Origin of the sequence: Variovorax sp. 679 (assembly GCF_003952185.1) — a bacterium.
Lineage (GTDB): Bacteria > Pseudomonadota > Gammaproteobacteria > Burkholderiales > Burkholderiaceae_C > Variovorax.
In genome coordinates this window covers 220,855-241,780 of sequence record NZ_RXFS01000004.1, presented here as the reverse complement: position 1 = coordinate 241,780, position 20,926 = coordinate 220,855, and the positions used below count along the sequence as shown (strand labels likewise).

The window sequence follows — 20,926 nt, the reverse complement described above, 5'->3', positions numbered from 1 at the left end:
GATGAAGAAAACCACCCTCGGCCCTTCCGGCATCGAATGCTCGGCCATCGGCCTTGGCACCTGGGCCATGGGCGGCTGGATGTGGGGCGGCGGCGACAACGCAGCGGCCGTGCTCGCCATCCAGGCCTCGCTGGACGCGGGCGTGAACCTGATCGACACCGCGCCGGCCTACGGCCTCGGGCGCTCCGAGAGCATCGTCGGCACCGCGCTGAAGGGCCGGCGCCACGAGGCCGTGATCGCCACCAAGTGCGGGCTGGTGTGGCACACCCAACAGGGAACGCACTTCTTCGAAGAAGACGGCCACCCGGTGTACCGCTACCTCGGGCGCGAGTCGATCTTCCATGAATGCGAAGAGAGCCTGAAGCGCCTGCAGACCGACTACATCGACCTCTACATCACGCACTGGCAGGACGCCACCACGCCTGTGGCCGAGACCATGGACGCGCTGCTCGAACTCAAGAAGCAGGGAAAGATCCGCGCCATCGGCGTGAGCAACGTGAGCCCCGAGACGCTTGCCGAGTACCTGCGCTACGGCCCCGTCGACGCCGCGCAGGAACGCTACAGCCTGATCGACCGCGAGATCGAACAGACGCTGGTTCCGCTGTGCACCGAGCACGACGTGGCGGTGCTGGGCTACTCCTCGCTCGCGCTGGGCCTGCTCGCCGGCCCCATCGACCCCGAGCGCAAGTTCACCGGCGATGACCAGCGCGCCGCCAACCCGCGCTTCAGCGCGCAGAACCGCGCGAAGCTCAAAGCCTTCTTCGAGGAGCTGGAGCCGCTGCGCACGCAGCTCGAATGCTCCTTCGGCCAACTGATGATCGCCTGGACGCTGGCGCGCGGAAGCATCTCGGTGGCGCTGTGCGGCGCACGCGTGAGCAAGCAGGCCATCGAAAACGCGGGCGCCGGCGCTGTGCGCCTGCACGACGCGGCGCTGGAGCTGATCGACGCGGCGGCCGGCAGGCACCTGGGCTCGCTCGCCTGATCCATTTTTCTGTCACACCCACAAGCAACCCAACAAGGACTTCTTTTCGTATGTCGAAGGACAAGACCGCACGCCTGAACAGGCTGCTCAACAACGGGCGCTGCCTGGACATCGCACTCGACCACGGCGTGTGCAACGAGCCCAGCTTCCTCGACGGCCTCGAGGACATGCCCTCGGTGATGGACCGTCTCGTGGCCGCCCGCCCCGACGCGATCCAGCTCAACTACGGCCAGTCCGACCTGCTGCAGGACCGCCCGGGCCGCGACAAGCCGGCGCTGGTGATGCGCATCGACATGGGCAACCCCTACAACGCCACGCGGCACCGCGTGATGTGGGCCGTGCTGCAGAACGAGCACGACCCGGTGCTGCCGGCAGTGCAGCGCGACGCGGCCTGCGTGGTGGTCAACCTCTTCATGCTGCCCGACGAGCCCGACCTGTTCCGCCAGTGCGTGCAGAACATCGCCCGCGTGCGCGCCGACTGCGACCGCTACGGCATGCCGCTGATGATCGAACCACTGGTGATGCAGGCGCCGTCGGCCGGCAGCCGCTACTCGGTGGATGGCGATGCCGAGAAGATCGTCACGCTGGTGCGCCTGGCGCGCGACATGGGCGCCGACATCATCAAGGCCGACCCCACCAGCGACCCCGCGGACTTCCACCGCGTGGTGCAGGCCGCGCGCTGCCCCGTGCTCGTGCGCGGCGGCGGCCGCGAGGACCTGCAGCAGGTGTTCGCGCGCTCGCGCGTGCTGATGGACGAAGGCGCCGTCGGCATGGTGTACGGGCGCAACGTCTACCAGCACGGCAATCCGTCGGCGGTGGTGGACGCGCTGATGGCCATGATCCACCGCGGCGCCAGCGCCAAGGAGGCATGGGACATCTACGAATCGGGTGGCGCGAAATGACATGACGAAGACGCGCCCTCTTTAGGAGGAAGAAAGAAGGAAGAGAGCTCACGGCGGGCGACGGATGCGTCGCCCGCCGGGGTGCGTCCTGCGCGCGCGTTTTCCGCCATGCGCGCAGGCGGGCAAGGAAGAGACGAGCGAGACAAGACAAACACGGAGTTAGTTGGCCGAGAAGAAAACGGTTCCCCTGCGGACTTCAAACAACCTGGAGGCGACGATGAAAATCCGGTATTACTTGATGGCGTTCCTGCTGCCATTCGTCACGCTGCTGACGCATGCGGCAATCACGGGGGTCAGTCCGATGACGACCCTGAACAACATGGCGACGGCAATGGCCGAAGCCGTGGCCGACCCGCTGCCGCTGCAGGGGCCCGGCCTGGGCAATCTCACCTACACCTCGGCCGAGCTGTTCAAGCCGGTCTCGATGATCACCAGCGCCGCGCATCCGCTGGACCCGGCGCACAGCAGCGCCTACGAGTCGCGCGAGGTGCCCGCCACCTACCCGGGCCGCAAGGACTACGGCATGAACGCCGGCATCATGGTCAACGGCTACTTCCTCACCTCCTTCGCGCCGGACAGCGGCCTTGGCCCCGGCGGCTTCCTGCTGTACGACATCTCGAACCCGCGCCAGATCAAGCTCGTGAAGAAGATCTACGAGCCCGAGGGCCGCACGCAGGAGTTCCGCGAGACGCACTCCTTCGGCACCGCGAAGATCGGCGGCAAGACGTACGTGGTGCTGCCCAGCATCAACGGCGTCGAGTTCTGGGACTTCACCGACGTCAACGACATCAAGCAGGTCAAGAAGCTCGCGCTGCCCGGCGTCAACGGCGGCGACTACGAGAACGTCGCCTGGCAGCTCTGGTGGCAGGCGCCCTACCTGTACGTGGCCTCTGCAGGCCGCGGCATCTTCATCGTCGACGCCACCGATCCCGCGAACGCCGTGGTGGCGAACCGCGGCGCCGGCAAGCCCAACCCGGTGCCCACCGGCGAACTCGGCGGCTTCCGCATCGGCCCGATCTTCACCATGGGCAACCACATGGTGCTGACCTCGATGGACAACACCGCCGGCTTCTCCAGCCTCGACATCTCCGATCCGCTGAACCCCAAGGTGCTGGACACCGTGGGCTCCAACCCCAACTACTACGCCACCTGCTTCGACGGCAAGACGCTGCACGCCTCGGCGCGCGGCGGCGGCGCGAAGATGTACAGCTACGACCTGAGCGACCGCGCCAACTTCGTGGCCGAGGACAACCGCCTCGTCATCGACGAGCAGCTCTACTGCGCCACGCAGGACCACTACGTCATTCAAGGCGCGCAGACCTACATCCACAAGGTCGACGTGAGCAATCCGCTGAACCACGTCGAGGTGGGCCGCGGCAGCATCCTGCGCGAGGACGATCCGAACTTCTCGCATTCGGACAACGGCCAGGTCGCCGCCTTCGGCAACCTGATCTTCGTGGGCAACGACCACGGCTCGGGCAGCGGCTTCGTCGTGCACCAGGTCGAACCCGACACCACCAAGCCCGAGGTGAAGCAGGTCTCGCCCGCCAGCAACGCGAAGCAGCAGGCGCTGACCTCGCGCATCGGCCTGGGCATGAGCGACAGCATCCGGCCCGAGAGCGTGAACTCCAACACCTTCATCGTGCGCCCGGTGGGCGGCAACACGCTGGCGGGCACCTACAGCGTGCAGCTGGGCATCATCAACTTCCACCCTGCGGTGCCGCTTTCTCCCGGCACAAGCTATGAAGTGTTCCTGCCGGCCAACGGCGTGAAGGACTATGCGGGCAACGCGATTGCGGCGGACTACAAGTCGGTGTTCCACACCGGCAACGCCGCCGAGATCGGCCTGATGCACTACTGGTCGCTGACGGGCAACCTCTCCGACCAGATCGGTGCCAACAACGGCACGCCCGCCACCGGCGACGCCTTCGAGAGCATCGGCCTGAACTTCGCGAACCGCACGGCCGGCGTGCCGCTGAAGAGCGACACCGTGGCCACCGTGCTCGGCGGCAGCGCCTCGCTGAGCTTCTACATGAAGACCACGCAGGCCGGCGGCCCCAACTCCTGGACCGCGCCCGGCATCTTCGGGCGCGACCAGTCCGGCGGCGCCGACGACGTGTTCTGGGGCTGGCTCGACAACAGCGGGCGCATCAAGCTGTCGGTCGGCAACGACGCGGGCACCACCTCCACGGCGGCGGTGAACGACGGCACCTGGCACCACGTGGTGATGACGCGCGACGCCGCATCCGGCGCACAGGCCGTGTACGTGGATGGCGTGAAGACCACCTCCACCGGCTCCACCGGCAACAAGGGCCTGTCGAACAAGTTCGCCGTGCTCGGCCAGATCCAGGGCAATACGGCGCTCTTCAAGGGCACGCTGGCGGAAGTGCGCGTCTACGGCCGCGTGCTGAGCGACACCGACGTGAGCACGCTGCGCGGCCAGGCCATCATCGGCGACCCCGGCATCGGCGGCGGGCCCAAGCTGGTCAACGGCCAGCTGACGTTCAACCCGGCCACGCTGGGCAGCAGCGGCGCGCAGTACCGCTGGAACTTCGGCGACGGCACGCAAACCGCCTACTCGAACCAGGCGAACTACAGCTACACCTACACGCGCCCCGGCCACTTCACGGTGACGCTGACGGTGAAGGACGCCAACGGCCGCGAGACCTTCTACACCTACAACCTCACGGTGATCATGCCGGTGACGGCAACGGCGCCGAGGCACACCACCAACATCGCGGGCGATGCGAACTCGGTGTACTCGGTCAACCCCGACAGCGGCACCGTCGCCGCCATCGACGCGCAGAGCCTCGTCAAGCGCTGGGAGGTCCGCGTGGGCGACGAGCCCAAGACGCTGGCCATCGGCCCCGACGGGCGCATCTGGGTCACGGTGCAGGGCGAGGACAAGCTGGTGGCGCTCAACGCGGCCGATGGCAGCCTCTCGGCCACCGTGCCGCTGGCCTACGGCAGCGGCCCCTACGGCGTGGCCTTCACACCGAACGGATCGAAGGGCCTGCTGACGCTGGAGAGCAAGTCGGTGCTGATGAGCTTCGACCCGAGCAACGGCGCCACCACCGGCGCGGTCGCGCTCGACGGTGCGCTGCGCGGGATCGCCATCGAGTCCGGCTCGCAGGTGGCCTACGTCACCCGCTTCAAGTCGAAGATGACGGGCGGCCAGCTGCACAAGGTGAACCTGCAGAGCATGAGCGCCATGAGCACCATCGCGCTGCCGGTCGACACCACCACGGTGGACACCGAGAGCCGCGCACGCGGCGTGGCCAACTACCTGAGCCAGGTGGTGATCTCGCCGGACGGCGCGCGCGCGGTGCTGCCTTCGAAAAAGGACAACATCGTGCGCGGCAAGTACCGGGACGGCAACAACCTGGTGCACGACCAGACGGTGCGCTCCATCCTGTCGCAGGTCAACCTGCAGACCGCGGCGGAAGAGTTCGGCGAGCAGATCGACTTCGACGACCGGGCACCGGCACGCGCGGCGCTGTTCTCTCCTTCGGGCGACTACCTGTTCGTCGCGCAGATGGAAGGCAACCGCGTCGCCATCGTCGATCCGTACAGCCGCGCGGTGCGCGGCGAGATCAACGCCAGCAGCGCGCCGCACGGCCTGTACCTGGACGCCACGCGCAAGCGGCTGTTCGTCAACAACTTCCTGGCGCGCTCGGTGTCGGTGCACGACGTGGCGACGGTGCTGTCGTCGGAAACCAATGTGCCGACCTTCCTGCAGACGGTGTCGACGGTGGCTGCGGAACCCATGTCGCCGGCGGCCCTGCGCGGCAAGCAGGTGTTCTACAACGCGTCTGATCGCCGCATGAGCAAGGACAACTACATCTCCTGCGCGAGCTGCCATGCGGACGGCGGCGACGATGGCATGGTGTGGGACTTCACCCAGCGCGGCGAGGGCCTGCGCCGCACCATCAGCCTGCAGGGCCGGCGCGGCATGGGCCACGGCAAGCTGCACTGGACGGCGAACTTCGACGAGCTGCAGGACTTCGAGAACGACATCCGCAACGAGTTCGGCGGCACCGGCTTCCTGACCAATGCGGACTTCGCTGCCACCTCCGACCCGCTGGGCGCGCCCAAGGCCGGCAAGAACGCGCAGCTCGACGACCTTGCCGCCTACCTGACCTCGCTGAACAAGTTCATGCGCAGCCCTGCGCGTGCGGCGGATGGCAGCCTCAGCGTGGACGCGGCGCGCGGCCAGACAGTGTTCAACACGGCGCAGTGCGCGACCTGCCACACCGGCGCCACCTTCCGCGACGGAATCCGGCATGACGTGGGCACGATCCAGGCCTCCTCGGGCAAGGGCATGAACCAGCCGCTCGCCGGCGTGGGCTTCGACACGCCGACGCTGCTGGGCACCTGGAACACCACCGCGTTCTTCCACAACGGCCAGGCGGCCACGCTGCAGGACGTTCTCAACAGCGGCCACGGCAACGCCTCCAGCCTGCCGGGCAACGACGTGGTGGCGCTGCGCGAATACGTGCGTTCGCTCGACAACGACCCGACGCCGGTGGTCACGCGCATCCGCTCGAACCACAGCAACCTGTGCGTGAACGTGAAGGGCGCGGCGACCACGAGCGGCACGACGGTGGTGCAGTGGCCGTGCGGCAACGCGGGCAACGAGCGCTTCACCGTGACCCAGCTCGGTGGCGGCTTCGTGCAGTTCAAGGCCGAGCACAGCGGCCTGTGCCTCGCACAGAGCGGCACCGCGACGACCAATGCGGCCGTGGTCCAGCTGGCCTGCTCGGCCGGCGACACGACGCAGTGGAGCCTGGTCGGCGCGGCCCTGCGCAACCGCGCCTCGGGTTCGTGCCTGGACGTGCCGAACAATGCGACCGCGCAGGACACGGCGCTGATCACGTGGACCTGCAACGGCGGCAACAACCAAAATTGGACACAGCTTCCGTAAGCACTACCGGCGCACTCGCCTGAAAGCCGCCCGTTCCGACGGGCGGCTTTTTTTCGTGCAGCCCATGACCTCTGACGTCATGGACCGTGCGCAGCCGCTCTGGGAAAGTACGTCCATCGAGGCAGCAACCGGTGACTCGATTCACCAACCAACCAGGAGAAAACACCATGACCGGCTTCAACATCCTTCCCCTCGCAGTTGCACTGCTGATCGGCGTCGCCGCCCTCGGCTCGTGCCTCGGCATCGGACTGGTCGGCCAGAAGTTCCTGGAGAGCACCGCGCGCCAGCCCGAGCTGGTCGACACGCTCCAGACCAAGTTCTTCCTGGTGGCGGGCGTGACCGACGGAGCGTTCATCATTGCCACCGGCATCGGCCTGTGGTTCGCCACGGCAAATCCTTTTGGCTAACCCCCAAGCTTCGCGCACTTCGTGTCGCTACGCCAACCCCCTTGCAGGGGGCAACACCTGCGGCCCGGCAGAGCCGGTTCCGCGGTGTTCCTGAAACAGGCCCGCGCAGCAGAAAGCAAGACAACGCACTGGCACCATTCGTGCTAGCACTGTTGACACCGAATTGTTTACAGCTAAAGTATTTAGCCATCAACGGTTTGATGTCACCGGTGCCGCATGGGGCGGTGCCGGAGCGTTGTTTCTGCATCCTTCCCTGCCGGAGAATCCATGAGCCACCTGCCCCCGAAGTCGCCCGCGCTGCCGCGCACCCTGCTCTCGCTGCTGCTGTGCGGCTCGGTCCTCGGCACTGCAATGTCCGCCGCGGCCGCGCCCGTCAAGGTGGGCCTGGCCCTCGACATCTCGGGGCCGTTCGCGGCGTTGGGCGCCGAGGCGCGCGACGGCTTCGCGCTGGGCATCAAGCAGCTGGGCGGCAAGCTCGGCGGGCAGGACGTCGAATTCGTGCAGGCCGACATGGCCGGCAGCCCCGACCAGGCCAAGCAGCTGGTCGACCGCATGATCCAGCGCGACAAGATCGACATCTTCAGCGGCCCCATCGGCTCCAACGTGGCGCTGGCCGTGGGCCCGACGCTCTTCAACGCGAAGGTGCCCTACCTCTCGGCCAACGCCGGCCCTAGCCAGTTCGCGGGCGCGCAGTGCAATGCCTATTTCTTCGGCACTGCCTACCAGAACGACCAGTTCCACGAGGCCGCAGGCAAGTTCGCGCAGGACCGAGCCTTCAAGAAGATCGTGCTGATCGCTCCCAACTACCCGGCCGGCAAGGACGCACTGGGCGGCTTCAAGCGCCAGTTCAAGGGCCAGGTGGCCGACGAGCTCTACACCAAGCTCGGCCAGATCGACTACGCCGCAGAACTCGCGCAGCTGCGCGCGGCCAAGCCCGACTCGATCTACTTCTTCCTGCCCGGCGCGATGGGCATCAACTTCATCAAGCAGTTCGTGGGCGCGGGCCTGTCGAAGGACATCACGCTCGTGACCAGCGGCTTCTCGGCCGACGAGGACGTGATCGGCGCCGTGGGCGAACCCATGCTCGGCCTGTTCAACACCTCGCACTGGGCGCACGACCTCGACAACGCCGCCAACAAGGCCTTCGTGGCCGCGTTCCGCAAGGAATACAACGGCCGCTACCCGTCGGTGTATGCGGCCCAGGCCTATGACGCGATCCTCGCGATGGACGCCGCCGTGAAGCAGGCCGGCGGCAACGCGCAGAACCGCGAGGCCGTGGTGGCCGCGCTGAAGAAGGCCAACTACGCCTCGACGCGCGGCAACTTCAAGTACGCCAACAACCACTATCCCATCGAGAACTTCTACCTGCGCGTGATCGGCAAAGACGCGCAGGGCAAGGTCACGAACAAGCTGATCAACACCGTGCTCACGAACTACGGCGACTCCTACGCCGACAAGTGCCCATTGAAATAGGCTCGCCCCCAGGCTGCGCGGCACTTCGTGTCCGCTTCGCCAACCCCCTACCGGGGGCAACACCTGAGGCCCGGCGAAGCCGGTTCCTCGGTGTTCCCTGAAATCAATGCGGGCAACCCTCCTGATGGTTCTATGAGTGGAATTCTTGTTCTCGAGCAGCTGCTCAACGGCCTCGGCTACGGGCTGATGCTGTTCCTGCTGGCTGCGGGGCTCACGCTGGTGTTCGGCATCATGGATGTGCTGAACCTCGCGCACGGCTCGCTCTTCATGGCCGGCGCCTACGTGGCGGCCGAGGCGCACACGCGCACCGGCTCGTTCGCGGCGGCCATCGTCATCGCGGTGGCGGTCACGGTGGTCGTGGCGCTTCTGCTCGAAGTGCTGCTGATGCGCCGGCTCTACACGCGCGACCACCTCGCGCAGGTGCTCGCCACCTTCGGCGTGATCCTGGTGGCCGACGACATCGTGAAGATGGCCTGGGGCCCCTCGCCGGTGATGGCGCCGACGCCCGCCGAGCTCTCGGGGCCGATCGACCTGATGGAGGGCCTGCCCTATCCGGCCTATCGCCTCGTGATCCTCGTCGGCGGCCTGCTGGTGGCGCTGGCGCTGTACCTGCTGGTGAACCACACGCGCATCGGCATGCGGGTGCGCGCGGGCGCCTCCGACCGGCCGATGGCCGAGCTGATGGGCGTGCGCGTGGGCCGCATCTTCAACGGTGTGTTCCTGCTCGGCGCGGCGCTGGCCGCGCTGGCGGGCGCGCTGATGGGGCCGATCGTTGCCGTGCAGGTCGGCATGGGCGAGGCCATCCTGATTCCGGCGCTCGTGGTGCTGGTGATCGGCGGCATCGGCTCGGTGCGCGGCGCCTTCGTGGCCGCACTGCTCGTGGGCGTGGTCGACACCGTGGGTCGCGCCTTCGTGCCGATGCTGCTGCGCGCCACGCTGCCGCCGGCGACCGCGGCCGACCTGGGCCCGCTGTTCGCCGAGGTCGCGATGTACGCGCTGATGGTGGTCGTCCTCATCTTCCGGCCCTCGGGGCTCTTCTCGGCACGCGCATGAAGACATCCTCAAGCTACATCGGCCTCGGGCTGCTCCTCGTGCTGCTCGCGGCGTTCCCGCTGGTCGCGCCCGTCTTCGGGCTCGAGTTCTACATCGGCTTCGTACGGCGCGTGCTCATCGTGGCGCTGGCCGCCGCGAGCCTCAACTTCATCCTCGGCTTCGGCGGCATGGTGGCGCTGGGGCACGCGGGCTTCATCGGCGTGGGGGCGTACACGGTGGTGGCGCTCAGCGACGCGGGCGTGATGTCGGGCTGGCTCATGTGGCCGGCCGCGGCGCTGGTCGCCGGCCTTGTCGCCGCGCTGATCGGCACGGTGGCGCTGCGCACGCGCGGCGTGTACTTCATCATGACCACGCTGGCCTTCGTGCAGATGCTGTACTTCGTGGTGGTGTCGCTGCGCCGCTATGGCGGCGACGACGGCTACACGCTGATGTCGCGTCCCACGCTGCTGCCCGGGCTGGACCTTGGCAACGAGGCGAACTTCTACTGGGTGGTGCTGGCGATCGTCGCGCTCGCGCTGTGGTGGCTCCATCGAGCGACGCAATCGCGCTTCGGCCACGCGCTGATGGGCATCCGCGACAACGAGACGCGCATGCGGGCGCTGGGCTATCCGGTGTTCCGGCTGCAGCTGGTGGCGTTTGCCATCGCTGGCGCCATCGCCGGGCTGGCCGGCGCGCTGCTCGCTGGCGGCAACGGCTTCGTGAGCCCGGCGACGATGCACTGGACGCAGTCGGCCACGCTGCTGGTGATGGTCGTCATCGGCGGGCTCGGCCGCAGCTGGGGTGGGCCGGTGGGTGCCGTCGTCTGGCTGGTGCTCGAAGAGGCGCTGAAGCAGCACACGGAGCATTGGCACATGCCGCTGGGGCTGCTGCTGATCGCCGTCGCGCTGTGGGCGCCGAAGGGACTCGCTGCGCTGTCCCGCCGCAAGGCCACTCTCACCCCGGGCAAGACGACACCATGAGCCTTTTCCGAATCGAAGGATTGGTCAAGCGCTTCGGCGGACTGCTGGCGACCGACCATGTGAGCCTCACCGTGGAGCGCGGCGAAGTGCATGCGCTGATCGGGCCGAACGGCGCGGGCAAGACCACGCTGGTGAACCTGATCACCGGCCTGCTGAAGGCCGATGCCGGGCGCATCCTGCTCGACGAAGCCGACATCACGAAGCTGAAGGACCACCAGCGCGTGGCCGCCGGCATGTCGCGCTGCTTCCAGGTGACGCGCGTGTTCCCGAAAGAGACCGTGCACGACAACCTGATGCTCGCGGCGCAGGCCCATGCGGGCACCAGCCTGCGCTTCATGGCACCGCGCGCGAAGGAGCGCGATCTCGTCGATCGCGCCGTGGCGCTGGCCGACCGCGTAGGTCTCGGCGCCGAACGCACACGCATCGCAGGCACGCTGCCGCACGGCGCGCAACGCGCGCTCGACGTGGCGCTGGCGCTCGCGGCCGAACCCAAGCTGCTGCTGCTCGACGAGCCGATGGCCGGCATGGGCCCGGACGAATCGGCGCGCATGGTGGAACTCATCGAATCGCTGCGCGCGTCGATGGCCATCCTGCTGATCGAGCACGACATGGACGCGGTGTTCCGCTTGGCCAACCGGCTCACCGTGCTGGTGCAGGGCAAGGTGCTGATGAGCGGTACCGCCGACGAAGTGCGGGGCCATCCCGACGTGCAGGCCGTCTACCTGGGCACCGAAGCGGAGGGCCACTCATGAACACGGCCACCATGACATTGCTCGAAGCGAAATCCATCGAAGCCGGCTACGGCGCCAGCCAAGTGCTGTTCGGCATCGACCTCGACATCCGCCCCGGCGAAGTGCTCGCACTGCTCGGGCGCAACGGCATGGGCAAGAGTACGCTGCTGAAGGTGCTGACGGGCACGTTGTCGCCGATGCGCGGCAGCGTGCACTTCGGCGGCGCGGCCATCGGTGGACACAAGCCCGACGCCATCGCGCGGCGCGGCGTGGCCATCGTGCCCGAGGGACGGCATGTGTTTCCGAACCTCAGCGTAGACGAGCACCTGCGCGCCTTCGCAAGGCCGCGTCCGGGCAGCGCGCCGCGCTGGACGCTGGAGGCGCTCTACGGCCTGTTCCCCCGTCTGTCCGAACGCAAGGCCAACGCAGGCAACCAGCTATCGGGCGGCGAGCAGCAGATGCTGGCGATTGCGCGCGCGCTGTCGACGCACCCGCGCCTGCTGATCCTCGACGAAGCCACCGAGGGCCTGGCCCCGGTGATCCGCGAGGAGATCTGGCATTGCATCGCCACGCTCAAGGCCGAGGGCGAAGCGATCCTGGTGGTCGACAAGTACGTGCAGCGCCTGCTGCCGCTGGCCAATCGTCATGTGATCCTCGAACGCGGCCGCGTGGTGTGGCAGGGCGACTCGGCCGCGCTGGACGCCGACCGGTCGCTGTGGACGCGCTACCTGGGCGTGTAGAAGCGGCTTCGCCACCGGCTCACGGCTGCTGCGGGCGACGCGCCAGGAAGTAGACCCACGCCTCGTCGTTGCGGCCGATGCGCTCCATCTCCCAGCAGGGGTGCAGGCCGGCCGCCTCGAGCTCCGCGGCGAACCGGTCCTTCGCCCAGCACACCGTGTGATAGTCGCCGTTCTTCTCGCCTTCGCCGACGCGCATGGACACCAGGAAGACGCCGCCGGGCCTGAGCGCATCGAAGACCTTGCGCAGCACCGGGGCGACCTGCGCGCGATCAACATGGATCAGCACGCACATCGCGAGGACGGCGTCGTAGGGCCCGCCCAGCGCATCGGTAACGACGTCGAGCAGATCGCCCTTCTTGCCTCGCTGCGCCTGCAGATCGAGAAATGCCTGCGCCGCATCGGTGCGCCGGACCACGCCGCCCAGCGACTCGACGAAGTCGGCGTCGCGCCCCGGACCGGAGCCGATCTCGAGCACGCTGCCGCCAGCGGGCACGTACTCCATCATCCGTCGCATCGAATCCGCGATCTCGGGCTGCAGCGGATGCTCGGCCACGATCGCGTTGTACTCGCGGGCATGCGCGTCGTAGGACTGGACGGTGCGGCGCGCATTCTCCAGCGCCTGCGCGGGGATCTTCATGGGGGCCTCACACCGATCGCGTGATGCCACCATCCACGCGCAGGTTCTGCCCGGTGATGTAGCCCGCGCCTTCCGAGGCGAGAAAGCCGATGACGGCGGCGATCTCGCTGCTCTTGCCGTAGCGGCCCATCGGAATGCGCGAGCGGAACTCGGCCTTCTCGGGCAGGCTGTCGATGAAGCCGGGCAGCACGTTGTTCATGCGCACGTTCTTCGCGGCGTAGGTGTCGGCGAAGAGCTTGGTGAAGGCCGCGAGGCCGGCGCGAAACACGCCCGAAGTGGGGAACACAGGGTCGGGCTCGAAGGCGGCGAAGGTGGAGATGTTGATGATCGCGCCGCCGCCCTGCTGCACCATGAGCGGCGCGACGAGCCGCGCGGGGCGCACGGCGCTCAGCAGGTAGACGTCCATGCCGCGGTGCCAGTCTTCGTCAGTGATGTCGAGGATCGGCGCGCGCGGGCCGTGGCCTGCGCTGTTGACCAGCACGTCGACGCGGCCCCACTGGGCCACGACCTTGTCGACGAGTCGCTTGAGGTCGTCGTTCGACTGGTTCGAGCCGGTCACGCCGATGCCACCCAGCTCGGCGGCCAGTGCTTCGCCCTTGCCCGACGACGACAGGATGGCCACGCGGAAGCCGTCGTCGGCGAGCTTGCGCGCCGCGGCGGCACCCATGCCGCTGCCGCCTGCGGTGACGATGGCTACTTTTTTCTGGTCTTCAGAAGACATTCGGGATTCCTTGGTTCATGCGAGAGCTCGCATTTAGCCAAGGATTCGGATCTCCTGCCAAGTAGAGACTTTCGGCTAGTCCGGGGTGCGTGCACAGGCCGCCGAACGAAACTCAGGCGGTGGGCAAGGTCGCCTGCATCGAAGCCCGCTGGTTGAACACCTTGAACCACTTCGCGCTGTTAGGTGCCTCGGCGCGCCAGTCCACGGAAGGAAAGCGGAAGTCCATGTAGCCCAGTGCGCAGCCGAAGGCGATGGTGCCGATGTCGACGCGGTCGCCGAATGAAGGGGCGGCGGTTTCCAGCCATTCGAGGCCGGTGCGCACCTTGGCGAGCTGGCCGTCGGTCCAGTCGGCCCAGCGCAGTTCCTCGGGGCGCAGCACGTTCTCGTAGCGCGCAAGCAATGCGGCGCCGGTCATGCCGTCGGCCAGTGCGAGTTCGGTGAGACGGGCCCAGCGCTCGGCGCCATCGGACGGGAAGAGCTTGCCCGACTGCGTGGCGTTGAGGTACTCGCAGATCACGCGGCTGTCGAACAGCACCTGGCCGTCGTCGGTGATGAAGGTGGGCACCTGGCCGAGCGGGTTCTTCGGGATGATGGTGGCGTCGCGCTTCACCGGGCCGGCCGCGCTCGGCAGCTTCTCGATGCGGTCGGCGATGCCGAGCTCGTGGGCCACGACCATGCACTTGCGCACGAAGGGGGAAGCGGGGGAGAAGAAGATTTTCATGACGATGTTCAGAGCTTGTGTTTCAGACGCGTGCCTCGGAGCCGTGCGCCAGATGCATGCCGGCCACCCAGCCGAAGGTTAGCGCGGGGCCGAGCGTGATGCCAGGTGCGGGGTACTCGCCGCCCATGACCGAGTGCATGTCGTTGCCCGCCACGTAGAGGCCGGCGATGGGTGCGCCCTGCGCATCGAGTGCGCGGGCGTTGCCATCGGCGCGAATGCCGAGTGCGGTGCCGATGTCGCCCGGGTACACCTTCACCGCGTAGAACGGCGCCTTCTTCACCGGCGCGAGGCAGGCGTTGGGCTGATGGTCGGGGTCGCCCAGGTAGCGGTTGTAGGCGTCGCCGCCCTTGCCGAACGCCGGGTCCTGTCCCTGTTCAGCGGGCGGGTTGTACCCGGCCACCGTACGTACAAGGCCGGCCGGGTCGACGCCCGCCTGCTTCGCCAGGTCCTGCAGCGTGTCGGCGCGGAAGAGGTATCCCGCGCGCACCAGGTGCTCACGCGGCCGGCCGCCGGGCAGCGCGAGGCCCAGGCCCCATTTCTCGACGAAGTCGCTGTCGCACACCAGCAGCGCCGGAATGCTCGTGGACTTGCCGTTCGCGCGGTACATGCCGCGCACGAACTCGTGGTACGAGGTCGACTCGTTGACGAAGCGCTCGCCGCGCGCATCGACCGCGATGAGGCCCGGCTTGGCGCGGTCCCACACTAGATGCGGATAGCGCAGCACGCTGCCGTCGGGCCGCGTCAGCAGCGAGACAGGCGCCCACAGCGCCGGCCCCGCATGGCCCGTGCCGAGCACGCCGCCAGCCTGCTGCGCCATGGCGATGCCCTCGCCCGCGTTGTCCTGCGGGGACATCGAGTACGGCCCGGTGGGAGCCGGATAGTGCTGGCCGCGCATGGCTGCATTCCACGGAAAGCCACCGGTGGCGATGACGACGCCGCGCCGCGCGTGCACGGTGACCTCCCTGCCGTCGCGGCGCAGCTTCACGCCGGTGACCTTGCCGCCAGCGTCCTGCTCCAAGCCGAGCGCCGGCGTGTCGGTCCAGAACGGAATGCCCTGCTCCAGAACGCTGTGAAAGAGCCGCGCCGCGAGTGCATTGCCCAACAGCAGCCGTGTTCCTCGGTGATGGCCGCTCAGCCTGTCACCGAAATAGCGCAGCACCAGCTTCGCGCCGTGCTTCCATGACGCGAACGAACGCCAGACGCCGAGCAGGTGCTTCACGTCCGTCATGTTGACCATCATCCCGCCGAGCACGCAGAACTCGGGCAGCGGGTCGCGCAATGTCTTGAAGTGCGCACCGAGCAGCCGGCCGTCGAACTCGATGGGGTCCAACGAACGCCCGCCCATGGCGGCGCCTTCGCGGTCGGGGTAGTAGTCGGGCGAGTAGGTGCGCGCTGCGAGCTTCACGTCGGTGCGCTCGCGCAGGTAGCGCAGCGCACGCGGGCCCGCATCGAGAAAGGCGTGGCGCAGCGCCTCGTCCCCGGCGGTACCCACCGTGTTCTGCAGATAGGTCAGGGCCTTCTCGCATGTGTCGGGATGGCCCGCCGCCTCCGCCTGGTCGTTGAGCGGCACCCAGACTGCGCCGCCGGAAATCGCAGTCGAGCCACCGATGCGGTCGGTCTTCTCGACCACGAGCACGTCGAGTCCTTCGAGCTTCGCCGTGAGCGCTGCTGAAAGACCGCCGGCTCCACTGCCGATGACGATGACGTCGTACCCGGTTTTCTCTTGCTGCTGCGCCATCAGGCCCCCGAGCCGCCGAGCGACTTGCCGCCGTCGACGAAAAGCACCTGCCCGGTCACGAAGCAGGTCGAGGGCGATGCGAAGAAGGCCACGGCATTGGCGATGTCCTCGGGCCGGCCGGCCGCGCCCGTGGGTTGCAGCGCGAGCTGCGCGGCCAGCCGCTCGGGCGAGAGCGCGCGCAGCAGCGGCGTGTCGATGAGCCCCGGCGCGATGGCGTTGACCATGATGCCGCGCGGCGCCAACTCCATCGCGCTGGCGCGCGTGTAGCCGACCAGCGCAGCCTTCGAGGCCACGTAGTGCGGGTGGTTCTTCGCGCCCAGGTAGGCGCGCGACGCGATGTTGACGATGCGCGCGCCGTCCGCCATCGTGCGCGCGGCCTCCTGCGTGAGCGTGGCCACGGCAAGCAGGTTGACTTCGTACATGCGACGGAAGTCGGCGGAGCTCACGTCCATGAACTTGCGCTCATCGAAGATGCCTGCGTTGTTGACCAGCGCGGTGAGCGGCGGCAACGCCTGCACCATCGCGCGCACCGCCGGCTCGTCGGTCAGGTCGATGGCGCGGCATTCCACGTCGAGGCCTTCGGCGCGCAGCGCATCGGTCTCGCGCTGCGCAAGTTCGCCGTTGTAGTCGGCCATCACCACGCGCCAGCCGTCGCGGGCCATGCGTTCGACGATGGCGCGGCCCATGCCGCTGGCACCGCCGGTCACGAGGACGAGCGGCTTTTCTTCACTGCTGTTGTTCATGTTTGTTCCGTTGGAAGGCAGCCGTCAGACCGCCAGGTAGCCGCCGTCGACCGGCAGCACCACGCCATTGACATAGCTCGCCATCGAGGAAGCGAGAAAGACGACAGGGCCCGCGATCTCGTCGGCCTCGCCGTGGCGCTTGACGGGCACGCGGCTCATGTACCAGTCGGTGCCGTGCTCGGTCTCGCGCTGGCCGGCCGTCATGTCGGTGACCATCAGGCCCGGCGCCACTGCGTTCACGCGCACGCCATACGGCGCGAGGTCGCGCGCCAGCACCTGCGTGAGCGAGCGCACTCCGCCCTTCGCCACCACGTAGCCGGCCGAGGAGATGCCCGCGCCGAAGGCCACGATGGACGAGAGATTCACGATGTTGCCCTGCGTGCGCTTGAGCGCGGGCACGAAGGCCTGCGTCACGTTGAACACGCCCTGCAGGTTGACCGACATCACGCGGTCCCAGGCCTCGCGCGCGCCGGGCTCGTCGAACTTCGAGCGCGCGGAGATGCCGGCGTTGTTCACCAGGATGTCGATGTCGCCGTGCGATGTTGCGATGCGCGCCGCGAGCGCGTCTACCGCCGCGGCGTCGCTCACGTCGACGCTGTCTGCATCGGCGCGGCCGCCTGTCTCGCGGATCGACGCAGCCACCTGCCGGGCCACATCAAGGTCGCGGTCCACCACCAGCACGCGCGCGCCTTCGGCCGCCATGCGGCGCACGATGGCCTCGCCCAGGCCGCGCGCTGCGCCGGTGACGAGCGCGAGTTTGTCTTCGAGAAGCATGAGGGTTTCCTTTGCGAAGGCGCCGTCAGACGCCGAGGTAAGCGCGGCGCACGGCTTCGTCGTTGGCCAGTTGCGAAGCAGGGCCGTGCAGCGAGATCTCGCCGTTCTCCAGGATGTAGCCGTAGCTCGACACCGCCAGCGCGAGCTGCACGTTCTGCTCGACCAGCAGGATGGTGATCTTCTGTTCGCGGTGCAGCCGCTCGATGATCCCGAACATCTGCTCCACCAGCAGCGGCGACAGGCCCATCGACGGCTCGTCGAACAGCATCACGCGCGGACGCGCCATCACGGCGCGGCCGATGGCCAGCATCTGCTGCTCGCCGCCCGAAAGCGTGGCCGCCATCTGGCCCTGGCGCTCCTTCAGGCGCGGGAACATGCCGTACACCGCCTCCAGGTCGTTGCGGATGCCCGCGCGGTCGCGCCGCAGGTAGGCGCCGAGGTCGAGGTTCTCGCGCACGCTCATGTCGCGGAACACCTGCCGGCCTTCGGGCACCTGCACGATGCCGCGCTTCACCAGCGCGTCGGAGCCGAGGCGGTCGATGCGTTCGCCCGCGAGCCGCACTTCGCCTTCCGTGCAATCGACGATGTTCGAGATGCAGTTGAGCGTGGTGGTCTTGCCCGCGCCGTTGCTGCCGAGCAGCGCGACGATCTGCCCCTCGGGCACTTCCACCGACACGTTGCACAGCGCCTGGATGCGGCCGTACGCCGCCGAGATGCCGCGCAGCGACAACAGTGCTTCCTCAGCCATGCGCGGCTCCCTTTCCACTTCCCTTGCCCAGATAGGCCTCGATCACGCGCGCATTGCTGCCGATCTCCGAAGGCGTGCCCTCGGCGATCTTCTCGCCGAAAGCCATCACGGTGATGCGGTCCGAGATCGACATCACAAGTTGCATCACGTGCTCGACCAGCAGCACGGTGATGCCGTCGCGCGCCACCAGCTCCTTCAGCAGCCGGTCGAGGCTTTCGATCTCGCGGTTGCGCAGGCCGGCTGCGGGCTCGTCGAGCAGCAGCAGCTTCGGCTTGATGGCCAGTGCGCGCGCCAGCTCCAGAAGCTTCTGGCGGCCGAAGTCGAGGTCGCGCGCCGGCTGGTGGCGCTCGTCGGCCAGGCCCACGCGCTCCAGCAGGTGCATCGCGAAGTCTTCCGTCTCGCTGCCGGGCCTGCGCAGCAGGCGGCCGATGGTGTTCGCGGCGCGCGCATGGGTACCGAGCAGCACGTTCTCCAGCACCGACAGCTCGGCGAAGAGCTCCAGGTTCTGGAAGGTGCGCGCGATGCCCAGCGAAGCCATGCGGTGCGGCGATACGCGCGTGAGCTCCTGGCCTTCGAAGGTCACGCTGCCGCTGCTGGGCGTGTAGAAGCGCGAGATGCAGTTGAAGGTGGTCGACTTGCCGGCGCCGTTCGGCCCGATCAGCGCATGGATGCGGCCCTGCTCCACCTGGAACGAGAGGCCGTTCACCGCCTTGAGGCCGCCGAACACCACGCTGATGTCGCGCACGTCGAGGAATGCTGTGGCGCTCATGCGTGCTTCTCCGCCACGTCAACGCTGCTCGCGCGTTTCGATTTGCGGCGCGCCGCAAAGAGCGACGCCATGCCCTTGGGCAGGAACATCATGAAGAGCATGAGGATGCCGCCGTAGATGATTTCCTGGTACGACGGCGCCTGCCGCAGCAGCTCCGACACCAGTCCGAACACGATGGCGCCCGCCACCGCGCCGCGCACCGAACCGAGGCCGCCCACCACCACCATCGTGAGGATCAGGATGGTGGTCTGGAAGCCCAGGCTCTCGGGGTGGATGAACGAGGTGAACAGCGTGTACATGCCGCCCGCCACGCCCGCGAAGGCCGCCGAGAGCACGAAGGCGGTGACCTTCACCGCGCGCGTGTTCACGCCCATGGCCACGGCCGCCACGTCGCTCTCGCGCACCGCGCGGAACGCCGAGCCCAGCCGCGAGCGCGACAGCGCCACCGTGAGCCAAAGCATCAGTGCCGCGATGGCCACCACGAAGGGATACGCCTGCAGGTCGTTCATCAGCTGCAGTCCGCCCAGCGAAGCCGGCTTCATCTGCAGGCCGTTGGAACCGTTGGTCACCGACTCCCAGTTCAGGAACACCCACTGCATCGCCTCGCCGAAGGCGAAGGTGGCCAGCGCGAGGTAGATGTCGCGCATGCGCAGAGCCAGCAGGCCGATGACCCAGCCCAGCGCGGCCGACAGCACCGCACCCGCGAGGATCGACACGAAGAACGGCGGCTGCCACTGGTTGTTGATGAGCCCAGCCGTGTAGATGCCGATGCCGAAGAAGGCCGCGTGCGAGAGCGCGAACTGGCCCGTCTCGCCGATGACCAGGTGCATGCCGAGCGCGAGAACGGCGAACACCATCAGCAGGTTGACCACGTACAGCACGTAGCCGCTGGTGGTGAAGGGCAGCACCGCGAGCACCACGGCCATGGCCAGCAGCACCCCGCGGTCCCACCATGGCGAAGCGATGGGGGAAGAAACCGTCGACGCGCTCATACCTTCTTCACCTGCGGCTTGCCGCCGAGCAGTCCTTGCGGGCGCACCAGCAGCACCACCATGATCGCCACGAAGGGCGCGACCACGATGGCGTTGGACGAAATGAAAAGCCCCACCAGGTTCTCGACGATGCCGATGATGAAGCCGCCCACCACCGCGCCCGGCAGGCTGGTGAAGCCACCGACGATGGCGGCCGCGTAGGCCAGGATGGCGATGTGGCCGATGTCCGGCGTGATGAGGATCTTGGGCGTGATGAGCAGCGCCGAGATGGCCGAGATGACACCGGTGAGCGCCCAGATCTGCATGCGGATGCTGCCGAGCTTCACGCCGACGATCTGCGCGCCGCGCGGGTTCATGCCCACCGCGCGCATGGCCTGGCCGGTGCGGGTGCGCGTGAACATCAGGTACAGCAGCACCATCACCACCACGGCCGAGCCGAAGATCGCGAGGTCGAGCAGCGTGAGCGATGCCTGTCCGATCATGATCGGGTCCTGCGGCACCAGCGAGGGCAGCGAGCGCGGCGTGTCGCCCAGGCCGGTCTTGCGCACCAGACCCTTGAGCAGGTAGGCGAAGCCCAGCGTGGCGATGACCAGCTGCACGCCCACGCCGCGCGAGGCGGTCACGCGCTGCATCACCACGCGCTGGAACAGCGCGGCGAGCAACGCGGTGACGGCGATGCTCGCGAGCACCGCGCCCCAGTAGGGCCAGCCCCACACCACCAGCGGAAAGAGCGCGGCATAGCCGCCGGCCATGAAGATTTCGCCCTGCGAGAAGTTCGGCACGTCGGTGGTCTTGAAGACCATGACGATCGCCACCGCGAGCAGCGCGTAGACGCTGCCGGTCACGATGCCGGACAGCACGCCCTGCTGCACGAAAAGCCAGATGTCGGAAAGGCTCATGAGATCGCAGCCG

Annotated in this window: 19 protein-coding genes; 9 read left to right on the top strand and 10 right to left on the bottom strand. The window is 67.9% G+C overall.

Annotated features, from left to right (window positions below):
* Position 1 precedes the first annotated feature (1 nt).
* The 9 genes from EJO71_RS11625 to EJO71_RS11585 all read left to right on the top strand — a co-directional run bounded on the left by EJO71_RS11625 (position 2) and on the right by EJO71_RS11585 (position 12,171).
* Positions 2-982 (top strand): aldo/keto reductase, encoded by a 981-nt coding sequence (locus EJO71_RS11625; protein WP_125949156.1) that lies wholly within the window; start codon positions 2-4, stop codon positions 980-982.
* Between the two features lie 50 nt (positions 983-1,032).
* On the top strand, positions 1,033-1,884 hold the full coding sequence (locus EJO71_RS11620) for an aldolase (RefSeq protein ID WP_125948866.1): 852 nt from the start codon (positions 1,033-1,035) through the stop codon (positions 1,882-1,884).
* Between the two features lie 217 nt (positions 1,885-2,101).
* Complete coding sequence (locus EJO71_RS11615) at positions 2,102-6,808, top strand: RICIN domain-containing protein (protein ID WP_125948865.1); 4,707 nt, start codon at positions 2,102-2,104, stop codon at positions 6,806-6,808.
* 167 nt (positions 6,809-6,975) lie between these two features.
* The gene (atpE, locus tag EJO71_RS11610; protein WP_012745530.1) at positions 6,976-7,215 is read left to right on the top strand and encodes a F0F1 ATP synthase subunit C; all 240 of its coding nucleotides are present in this window, start codon (positions 6,976-6,978) and stop codon (positions 7,213-7,215) included.
* A gap of 267 nt (positions 7,216-7,482) precedes the next feature.
* Positions 7,483-8,688, top strand: coding sequence for an ABC transporter substrate-binding protein (locus EJO71_RS11605; RefSeq protein ID WP_125948864.1), 1,206 nt, complete (start codon positions 7,483-7,485; stop codon positions 8,686-8,688).
* Between the two features lie 132 nt (positions 8,689-8,820).
* Positions 8,821-9,741, top strand: a complete 921-nt coding sequence (locus EJO71_RS11600; protein ID WP_125948863.1) for a branched-chain amino acid ABC transporter permease — start codon at positions 8,821-8,823, stop codon at positions 9,739-9,741.
* Entirely contained in the window at positions 9,738-10,700 is a 963-nt protein-coding gene (locus EJO71_RS11595; RefSeq protein WP_125948862.1) for a branched-chain amino acid ABC transporter permease, read from the top strand. Before EJO71_RS11600 ends, EJO71_RS11595 begins: the two co-directional genes overlap by 4 nt.
* Entirely contained in the window at positions 10,697-11,452 is a 756-nt protein-coding gene (locus EJO71_RS11590; protein WP_125948861.1) for an ABC transporter ATP-binding protein, read from the top strand. Before EJO71_RS11595 ends, EJO71_RS11590 begins: the two co-directional genes overlap by 4 nt.
* Positions 11,449-12,171 (top strand): ABC transporter ATP-binding protein, encoded by a 723-nt coding sequence (locus tag EJO71_RS11585; RefSeq protein ID WP_093209095.1) that lies wholly within the window; start codon positions 11,449-11,451, stop codon positions 12,169-12,171. The genes EJO71_RS11590 and EJO71_RS11585 overlap by 4 nt, the downstream gene beginning before the upstream one ends.
* 19 nt (positions 12,172-12,190) lie before the next feature.
* Here EJO71_RS11585 and EJO71_RS11580 read toward each other — a convergent pair whose 3' ends face one another.
* The 10 genes from EJO71_RS11580 to EJO71_RS11535 all read right to left on the bottom strand — a co-directional run bounded on the left by EJO71_RS11580 (position 12,191) and on the right by EJO71_RS11535 (position 20,913).
* Positions 12,191-12,808, bottom strand: coding sequence for a class I SAM-dependent methyltransferase (locus EJO71_RS11580; protein ID WP_125948860.1), 618 nt, complete (start codon positions 12,806-12,808; stop codon positions 12,191-12,193).
* Positions 12,809-12,815: 7 nt separating this feature from the next.
* Complete coding sequence (locus EJO71_RS11575; RefSeq protein WP_093209100.1) at positions 12,816-13,529, bottom strand: SDR family oxidoreductase; 714 nt, start codon at positions 13,527-13,529, stop codon at positions 12,816-12,818.
* 112 nt (positions 13,530-13,641) lie between these two features.
* Complete coding sequence (locus tag EJO71_RS11570) at positions 13,642-14,250, bottom strand: glutathione S-transferase (protein ID WP_125948859.1); 609 nt, start codon at positions 14,248-14,250, stop codon at positions 13,642-13,644.
* 22 nt (positions 14,251-14,272) lie between these two features.
* The gene (locus EJO71_RS11565; RefSeq protein WP_125948858.1) at positions 14,273-15,988 is read right to left on the bottom strand and encodes an FAD-dependent oxidoreductase; all 1,716 of its coding nucleotides are present in this window, start codon (positions 15,986-15,988) and stop codon (positions 14,273-14,275) included.
* Positions 15,988-16,731 (bottom strand): SDR family NAD(P)-dependent oxidoreductase, encoded by a 744-nt coding sequence (locus tag EJO71_RS11560; protein ID WP_125948857.1) that lies wholly within the window; start codon positions 16,729-16,731, stop codon positions 15,988-15,990. The genes EJO71_RS11565 and EJO71_RS11560 overlap by 1 nt, the downstream gene beginning before the upstream one ends.
* Before the next feature lie 24 nt (positions 16,732-16,755).
* On the bottom strand, positions 16,756-17,505 hold the full coding sequence (locus EJO71_RS11555; protein ID WP_125948856.1) for an SDR family oxidoreductase: 750 nt from the start codon (positions 17,503-17,505) through the stop codon (positions 16,756-16,758).
* A gap of 25 nt (positions 17,506-17,530) precedes the next feature.
* Entirely contained in the window at positions 17,531-18,253 is a 723-nt protein-coding gene (locus EJO71_RS11550) for an ABC transporter ATP-binding protein (protein WP_125948855.1), read from the bottom strand.
* On the bottom strand, positions 18,246-19,022 hold the full coding sequence (locus tag EJO71_RS11545) for an ABC transporter ATP-binding protein (RefSeq protein WP_125948854.1): 777 nt from the start codon (positions 19,020-19,022) through the stop codon (positions 18,246-18,248). The genes EJO71_RS11550 and EJO71_RS11545 overlap by 8 nt, the downstream gene beginning before the upstream one ends.
* Positions 19,019-20,014 carry a branched-chain amino acid ABC transporter permease gene (locus EJO71_RS11540; protein ID WP_125948853.1) on the bottom strand — a complete coding sequence of 332 codons (996 nt, stop codon included), beginning with the start codon at positions 20,012-20,014 and terminating at the stop codon, positions 19,019-19,021. Before EJO71_RS11540 ends, EJO71_RS11545 begins: the two co-directional genes overlap by 4 nt.
* Positions 20,011-20,913, bottom strand: a complete 903-nt coding sequence (locus tag EJO71_RS11535; protein ID WP_093209123.1) for a branched-chain amino acid ABC transporter permease — start codon at positions 20,911-20,913, stop codon at positions 20,011-20,013. Before EJO71_RS11535 ends, EJO71_RS11540 begins: the two co-directional genes overlap by 4 nt.
* Positions 20,914-20,926: the final 13 nt, after the last annotated feature.

Coding starts and splice junctions, on each gene's coding strand:
- EJO71_RS11620 (WP_125948866.1), top strand. CDS start 1,033: ATGTCGAAGGACAAGACCGCACGCCTGAACAGGCTGCTCAACAACGGG.
- EJO71_RS11535 (WP_093209123.1), bottom strand. CDS start 20,913: ATGAGCCTTTCCGACATCTGGCTTTTCGTGCAGCAGGGCGTGCTGTCC.
- EJO71_RS11625 (WP_125949156.1), top strand. CDS start 2: ATGAAGAAAACCACCCTCGGCCCTTCCGGCATCGAATGCTCGGCCATC.
- EJO71_RS11545 (WP_125948854.1), bottom strand. CDS start 19,022: ATGAGCGCCACAGCATTCCTCGACGTGCGCGACATCAGCGTGGTGTTC.
- EJO71_RS11540 (WP_125948853.1), bottom strand. CDS start 20,014: ATGAGCGCGTCGACGGTTTCTTCCCCCATCGCTTCGCCATGGTGGGAC.
- EJO71_RS11595 (WP_125948862.1), top strand. CDS start 9,738: ATGAAGACATCCTCAAGCTACATCGGCCTCGGGCTGCTCCTCGTGCTG.
- atpE (WP_012745530.1), top strand. CDS start 6,976: ATGACCGGCTTCAACATCCTTCCCCTCGCAGTTGCACTGCTGATCGGC.
- EJO71_RS11550 (WP_125948855.1), bottom strand. CDS start 18,253: ATGGCTGAGGAAGCACTGTTGTCGCTGCGCGGCATCTCGGCGGCGTAC.
- EJO71_RS11600 (WP_125948863.1), top strand. CDS start 8,821: ATGAGTGGAATTCTTGTTCTCGAGCAGCTGCTCAACGGCCTCGGCTAC.
- EJO71_RS11580 (WP_125948860.1), bottom strand. CDS start 12,808: ATGAAGATCCCCGCGCAGGCGCTGGAGAATGCGCGCCGCACCGTCCAG.
- EJO71_RS11615 (WP_125948865.1), top strand. CDS start 2,102: ATGAAAATCCGGTATTACTTGATGGCGTTCCTGCTGCCATTCGTCACG.
- EJO71_RS11590 (WP_125948861.1), top strand. CDS start 10,697: ATGAGCCTTTTCCGAATCGAAGGATTGGTCAAGCGCTTCGGCGGACTG.
- EJO71_RS11560 (WP_125948857.1), bottom strand. CDS start 16,731: ATGAACAACAGCAGTGAAGAAAAGCCGCTCGTCCTCGTGACCGGCGGT.
- EJO71_RS11570 (WP_125948859.1), bottom strand. CDS start 14,250: ATGAAAATCTTCTTCTCCCCCGCTTCCCCCTTCGTGCGCAAGTGCATG.
- EJO71_RS11585 (WP_093209095.1), top strand. CDS start 11,449: ATGAACACGGCCACCATGACATTGCTCGAAGCGAAATCCATCGAAGCC.
- EJO71_RS11555 (WP_125948856.1), bottom strand. CDS start 17,505: ATGCTTCTCGAAGACAAACTCGCGCTCGTCACCGGCGCAGCGCGCGGC.
- EJO71_RS11565 (WP_125948858.1), bottom strand. CDS start 15,988: ATGGCGCAGCAGCAAGAGAAAACCGGGTACGACGTCATCGTCATCGGC.
- EJO71_RS11575 (WP_093209100.1), bottom strand. CDS start 13,529: ATGTCTTCTGAAGACCAGAAAAAAGTAGCCATCGTCACCGCAGGCGGC.
- EJO71_RS11605 (WP_125948864.1), top strand. CDS start 7,483: ATGAGCCACCTGCCCCCGAAGTCGCCCGCGCTGCCGCGCACCCTGCTC.